This is a genomic window from Burkholderia dolosa (assembly GCF_902499135.1).
GTDB classification, from domain to species: Bacteria; Pseudomonadota; Gammaproteobacteria; order Burkholderiales; family Burkholderiaceae; genus Burkholderia; species Burkholderia dolosa.
This window is the reverse complement of the sequence record NZ_CABVPR010000119.1, coordinates 1-5,516: the sequence shown is the minus strand read 5'-3', so window position 1 is coordinate 5,516 and position 5,516 is coordinate 1. Positions and strand designations below refer to the sequence as shown.

Sequence of the window (5,516 nt, the reverse complement as noted above, 5' to 3'; positions counted from 1 at the left end):
CGTCAACAACTTTTTTACCGCTGCGTCGTGACCATCGTGTCGGCTTCGGGGCTCCGCGTGGCCGCTACTACATGACCCCGCTCAGCTTCGCTTCCCTCTCTCACACCGCCGTGTTGCCGGTGGCGCGAAAGAGGCGTGATTCTAAGCACCCGCCCTCATCCGCGCAAGGGGTTTTGAAGCAGTTTTTTACATTGCCCGCACACGGCCCGCGCTTCGGCCGTCCGGCCGTACCGAAGCACGACACCGCTTATAGCGCACAGAACGGACTAGAATGTGAGGTTCTTCGCCTCTTTCTATACGTATTTAATATGCGCCAGCGAATCGCCAAACGCCTTCCCCCTGATGCCGACAAACTGGTCGGCTTGTCGCTTGCGCTCTTCGCGTCCGGTAGCCGCGTCGAGGACCGCTTCTGGGAAGCAAAGCTCGACGCGCTGCTCGCCAAGATCGTGCGCAACGGCAATCAGACCACGCTCGACGCAGCGCTCGACCACCTGCAGCAAAACCATCCGGACGCCTATGGCGCGCTCGCCGACATGGCCGAGACCCATAGCGAGTCGATGGTGATCGAGCACGATGGCAAACCACACGATGCCTTGCTGGTCGCCGTGCCCGTTCTGGCATGGACCCGCTACATGATTCCGTCCGGTCCGCTGAAGAGCGACGTCGCGGACGCGCTGCGCACGCACCTGCAGGCGCACGTCCTCGCGAGCGGCACGCTCGTCGCACTCGCGCCGTTCCTCTACAGCATCGACCAGCTGCCGCGGCATCACGTCGAGACCTACCGGCTTGCCCAGCAGCTCGCGCATGCGGCAACCGGCCAGCACGCCGCCAAGCTGAACTTCGCGGACTTGCCCGAGACGTCGCCGATTCTCGCGGACCCGCGCTTTCTGCTTGCCGTCGTCGCGGCTCCCGCCGGCACGCCGTTGTTCCGTTGGCAGGAAGAAGAGCATGGCAACCGGATCGAACGCGGCCAATGCCTCGAACAGTGGACCACCCAAGGCGGTCCGAACCTGTCGATCGCGCTGCCAGGGTGCGAATTCGAATGCCTGCTTCCGGACGCGTACTATTCGGCCTGTCGGGATGCGGACGAGCGCATTCGCCCGCACACGGTTCGAACGGCCATCCGTTATCTTTTCGACACACTTGGTGCAGCGCCGCAAGAGCTGCGCGCGGTGGTCGCCGGTTTCGGCGAACGCCGCATTGACGAGTATCGCGTCGGGTTCACGCGACGAGCCAGCAACGATGTGATTTATGGCGTCGTATGGCCGCTCTACGGCCGCGAGAACGGCGACATCTCGGTCGACAACGCGACGCTCGAGGACGAAGCCCCGATCGAGGGACCGCTCGAGGAGATCGTGAGCCTCTTGAAGGAATGCGGCGTGACGGACATTCGCCGGCACGCGGGCCGCTTCGAACCGGAGTACTGCGACGACTGCGGCGTTCCGCTGTACGCCGATCCGCTTGGCGAAATCGTCCACGCGGAAATGCCCGAAGACGCTTCGCCTGCGCAGCCGCACTTCCACTGACCTGCGCTGCCGGCCAAACGGCGTCGCAGTCCGAAGCCGCTCCCGACTCTGTTGGGAGCGGCTTTTTTCTTGCGCGCTCTGCCGTTGGCAAAATTTTCGAACTTCTCCTAAGCCTTTCAGCCAAGCAGACATCGTGTAAGGTCTTTGTCATTATCGATCCCACTGACATGCACTGCGATCAATGACTCACCCTTACTGGAGGTTGAATATGCGGTTCCTCGTGCTCAATTCAGACGCCGAGCGGCGCGACGGACTGAAGGCACTGTTGCGGCAGATCGACCGTCAGGCGAGCATCAACGATGCGCCTGACGGCTTCCAGGCGCGCCGGCTGCTGCGCTCGCAGCGTTTCGATCTCGTGGCGATCGACTGGCAGGACGTCGGGCGCCTCAGCGAGCTTCAGGCGCTGTGTAGCGCCTGTTCGCCGACGCCCGCTGCCGTATTGGTCGACGAAACCACGCCGGCGGCCATCCAGCGCTTCTTCAACTACGGCGTCGCAGGCGTGATTCCGCACTCCACTCGGCCGCATCTGATCGTACGTGCACTCGAGATGGTGCTGCTGGGCGGGCACTACATTCCGCCGATCGCACTCAGCCTGCTTCCCTCTACCGCTACGGCACGCCACGACGCCCACTTCCAGACGCTCGCCGGGTCGCTCCCCCGCCGGCCGCCGAGCGGCCTCCTGTCGCCGCGGCAGGCGCAGATCATGCGTTTCGTCCACATGGGCAGCACGAACAAGATGATCGCCCGCACGCTCGGCATCAGCGAGGGTACCGTGAAGATCCATCTCGCCAGCATCTTCCAGCAGCTCGGGGCGGCCAACCGCGCCGCGGCAGTCGCCATCTACAACGGCTGGCTGTCGCCGCATCTCGAGGTGCTGCTGGCCAACCGCGACCGTGCACGCAAGCCTGCCCTCGGCGAACGGGGCCCCGTCCCGCTGCGTGCGCAACGGAAGGATCGCCCGTATCCGCTGCCGGCGGCAAACACCGGCGCGAACGAGCTGCCGATAGCGGCAGAGCGACCGGCGCGGTTTCGGCGCGACCGCTAAGCGACAGTCTCGATATTACGACGGCCAGTATGTGCGGATTCCCACCTTTGATCGTCAACGAGTAATATGAACGCATGGGTTTTCTTTTCACACCGCTTCCGCTCTGGGTTGGCGTCGGTGGCTGGATCGCCGCCGTAGCCCTGCTCGCGCTCGCGATCTGGAAGCGCCCGTTCGTCCGGCTGCAGGACGCAACGCTGCAGCACGTGTGGCTCGCGCTCGTCACTGCGATCACGGTTCTCTGGGCATCGAACGCATGGCTCGAGGACGGGATCGTCATGCATCTGCTCGGCGCAACGCTGCTCGTCACGCTGTTCGACTGGACGCTTGCATTGATCGCGATGGGTGCCGTCACGGCGATCGCCGCGATCATCTTCGATGCGCCGTGGCAGGGCGTCGGGCTGACGTACCTCGTCTACGGGGCGCTGCCCGTCGGCGTGTCCGCGCTGCTGCAGCGCGCTGCGATCGCGTGGTTGCCGCACAATCTCGCATCGTTCATCGCCGGCCAGGGTTTCCTGTCGCCGGCCGTCGCGATCGTCTCGGTCGCCGCTGCGGCAGCCGGCGTTCAGCTTGCGCTGGCCGACGGCGTGCCAATCGTGATTCCGGCCGGCTATCTGCTGAATACCGCGTTGCTCGCGCTCGGGGAAGCATGGTTCACCGGCATCGCGACAACGCTGATCGCCGTCTATCGCCCGGCGTGGGTCACGACGTTCGACGTCCGCCGCTATCGCCTCGGCGGTCCGCGCGCCTGAACCTCCCTCCAAGGAATCGCGATCCGCTTGCACGGCTGACTCCCGGCGCGGCACGGGAGAGTGCGCCGTCTACTGCCGCGCGAATTTTTTACGCTAAGATTGAACTCCTGTTCTTCGTCGGGCATCTATATGTGCCCGATGTCTCATTCGCTCCTCACCAATAACCAGATGGACAGCTCTCCTGCCTCGCTCCGGGTTCTCCGAGCGCTCGGCAAGCTGGCAGCCTGTGTCGCGGGTCTGTCGCTTGCGCTTCCGGCACCGGTATTCGCCGACCTCCTCGATCAGCGCTCCGAACTCATCAACAAGTTCGTCAACGAAATGCATGCCGATCCGCTCGTCGCGGATTGTGCAGCGCACGGCAGCTTCATCGCGAGTACGTCGTCGGCATTCGATCGCGTCGATTTCGCGCCGAACGCATTCGATAGCGGCAACGCAACGATCACGCCGTGGAACGATTCGTTCGATCAAGGCAAGCAGCGTGTGAAGGTCGACAACATCGTCACCGTCGACGGCCTCGGCATTCGCACCGACGGCGGCGATCCGACGCCACTGAAATTCCGGTGCGGCTACGTCGGCCAGCAAATGCTTGCGTTCAGCTGGAACGATCCGGTCCCGCCGCTGAAGCCGCGCGTCGAACGTCCGACGTCGTCGACGAAGAAATTCAAGGGCAAGTCGCACCGCGGCAAAGCGAAGGCCAAGGCCTCCGGCCGCGCCGGCAAGAAAGCCGTCACGACGAAAAAATCGGGTACTCAGAAGAAGGTCGTGAAAAAGAAAACCGTGAAGAAGTCTTGATACGACGGAGCGGCAACGACAATGGCAAAAAGCCGGGACATCGCGAGATGCCCCGGCTTTTTTCGTTCGACGAGCCGCTTATGCGAACGTCTCGACGTGCGCGAGGATTGCGGCCAGCATCGCAGCGCCCAGCGCAGCGCTACGCTCGCCGTTCCAGCCGACACGCTCGTCGGGCAGATTTGCATTGTCCTTGAACGGCATCTCGAGCGTCAGCGACAGGCAGCCGAACCGATGTCCGATGTACTTGGACGCGAGCTTGAGCGCGTCCTCCTTGTACTTGCTGGCCGCGTAGCCGTGCTCGGTCTGGAAGTCCGGGCTCGCCACCTTGAACGCGTCGATGAACGCGGCCTGCTCGTTGCGCTGCTGCTCGGTGAAGCTCGGCAACATTTCCGAGCCGGCGACGAACACGTACGGCAGATCCTCGTCGCCATGAATGTCGAAGAACATGTCGCAGCCGATTTCATGAATCGCATCGCGCACGACCAGCACCTCGGGGCTACGCTGCGCGTCGGGCTCCATCCACTCGCGGTTCAGATTCGCGCCCGCAGCGTTGGTGCGCAGATTGCCGTGCACACTGCCGTCCGGGTTCATGTTCGGCACGATGTAGAACGTCGCGCGGTCGTAGAGCTTGCGAGCGACCGGGTCGCCCGCCCAGTCGCCCCATCCGGCCAGTCGTTTGACGAGCCCTTCGACGAACCACTCGGCCATTGTCTCGCCGGGATGCTGCCGCGCGATGATCCACACTTTCTTTTTCGGAGCGCTGTCGACCGGCGGCGTGCCGAGCGTCAGCAGCGACATCGGGCGACCTTCGACCGTGCGGCCGAGCTCGACGACGTTTGCCTGCGGCAGCTGCTGGACCGCGCCGAGAAACGCGGCATGCCGTTCTTCGGAATAAGGTTCGAAGTACGCGTAGTAGATGCTGTCGAATTCGGGCGTATGGTCGATGGTCATCGTCTTGCCGTCGAACGTCGTCGGCACGCGAAACCAGTCGACACGATCATAGCTGGCGACGGCGTTGTAGTTGCGCCATCCCGACGGATACGCGCACTCGGCTGCGTTCTCGAACGTCATCACGCACCGCTCGCCGCGTGCGCCGGTCAGTCGGTAGTAAAACCATTGCGCGAATTCCGATCGGCTGTCGCCGCGCACGCGCAGGCGAATCGCGTCGGCGCGGTCGCACGACACGACGTCGATTGCGCCGGCGTCGAAATTGCTGGTGATCGAAAGTCCCATCTGTCTCTCCTGTGTCGACCGGAGTTAGTGCTTCAGCACTTACTCCGGTCCCATGCAACGCGGTCGACCGGAGTTAGTGCTTCAGCGCTTACTCCGGTCCCATGCAACGCGGTCGACCGGAGTTAGCGCTTCAGCGCTTACTTCGGTCCCATGCAACGCGGTCGACCGGAG

The 5,516-nt window shown here is 63.6% G+C and carries 5 protein-coding genes; 4 read left to right on the top strand and 1 reads right to left on the bottom strand.

The features are described 5' to 3' along the window. Window positions 1–308 precede the first annotated feature (308 nt). The 4 genes from BUB20358_RS27525 (at window position 309) to BUB20358_RS27510 (ending at window position 4,112) form a co-directional block, all read left to right on the top strand. Window positions 309–1,526 carry a DUF2863 family protein gene (locus tag BUB20358_RS27525; RefSeq protein WP_035972049.1) on the top strand — a complete coding sequence of 406 codons (1,218 nt, stop codon included), beginning with the start codon at window positions 309–311 and terminating at the stop codon, window positions 1,524–1,526. Window positions 1,527–1,734: 208 nt separating this feature from the next. Continuing rightward, the gene (locus BUB20358_RS27520) at window positions 1,735–2,571 is read left to right on the top strand and encodes a LuxR C-terminal-related transcriptional regulator (protein WP_035972048.1); all 837 of its coding nucleotides are present in this window, start codon (window positions 1,735–1,737) and stop codon (window positions 2,569–2,571) included. 74 nt (window positions 2,572–2,645) lie between these two features. Further along, the gene (locus tag BUB20358_RS27515) at window positions 2,646–3,320 is read left to right on the top strand and encodes an energy-coupling factor ABC transporter permease (protein WP_006763862.1); all 675 of its coding nucleotides are present in this window, start codon (window positions 2,646–2,648) and stop codon (window positions 3,318–3,320) included. 138 nt (window positions 3,321–3,458) lie between these two features. Beyond that, window positions 3,459–4,112, top strand: coding sequence for a BspC domain-containing protein (locus tag BUB20358_RS27510; RefSeq protein ID WP_035972047.1), 654 nt, complete (start codon window positions 3,459–3,461; stop codon window positions 4,110–4,112). 78 nt (window positions 4,113–4,190) lie between these two features. Here the strand turns inward: BUB20358_RS27510 and BUB20358_RS27505 are convergent, their stop codons facing one another. Continuing rightward, on the bottom strand, window positions 4,191–5,345 hold the full coding sequence (locus tag BUB20358_RS27505) for a M14 family metallopeptidase (RefSeq protein ID WP_006763860.1): 1,155 nt from the start codon (window positions 5,343–5,345) through the stop codon (window positions 4,191–4,193). Between the last annotated feature and the right edge of the window lie 171 nt (window positions 5,346–5,516).

Bases quoted from the DNA above. Each gene is read 5' to 3' on its own strand.
- BUB20358_RS27525 (WP_035972049.1), top strand. From the start codon at position 309: ATGCGCCAGCGAATCGCCAAACGCCTTCCCCCTGATGCCGACAAACTG.
- BUB20358_RS27520 (WP_035972048.1), top strand. From the start codon at position 1,735: ATGCGGTTCCTCGTGCTCAATTCAGACGCCGAGCGGCGCGACGGACTG.
- BUB20358_RS27515 (WP_006763862.1), top strand. From the start codon at position 2,646: ATGGGTTTTCTTTTCACACCGCTTCCGCTCTGGGTTGGCGTCGGTGGC.
- BUB20358_RS27510 (WP_035972047.1), top strand. From the start codon at position 3,459: ATGTCTCATTCGCTCCTCACCAATAACCAGATGGACAGCTCTCCTGCC.
- BUB20358_RS27505 (WP_006763860.1), bottom strand. From the start codon at position 5,345: ATGGGACTTTCGATCACCAGCAATTTCGACGCCGGCGCAATCGACGTC.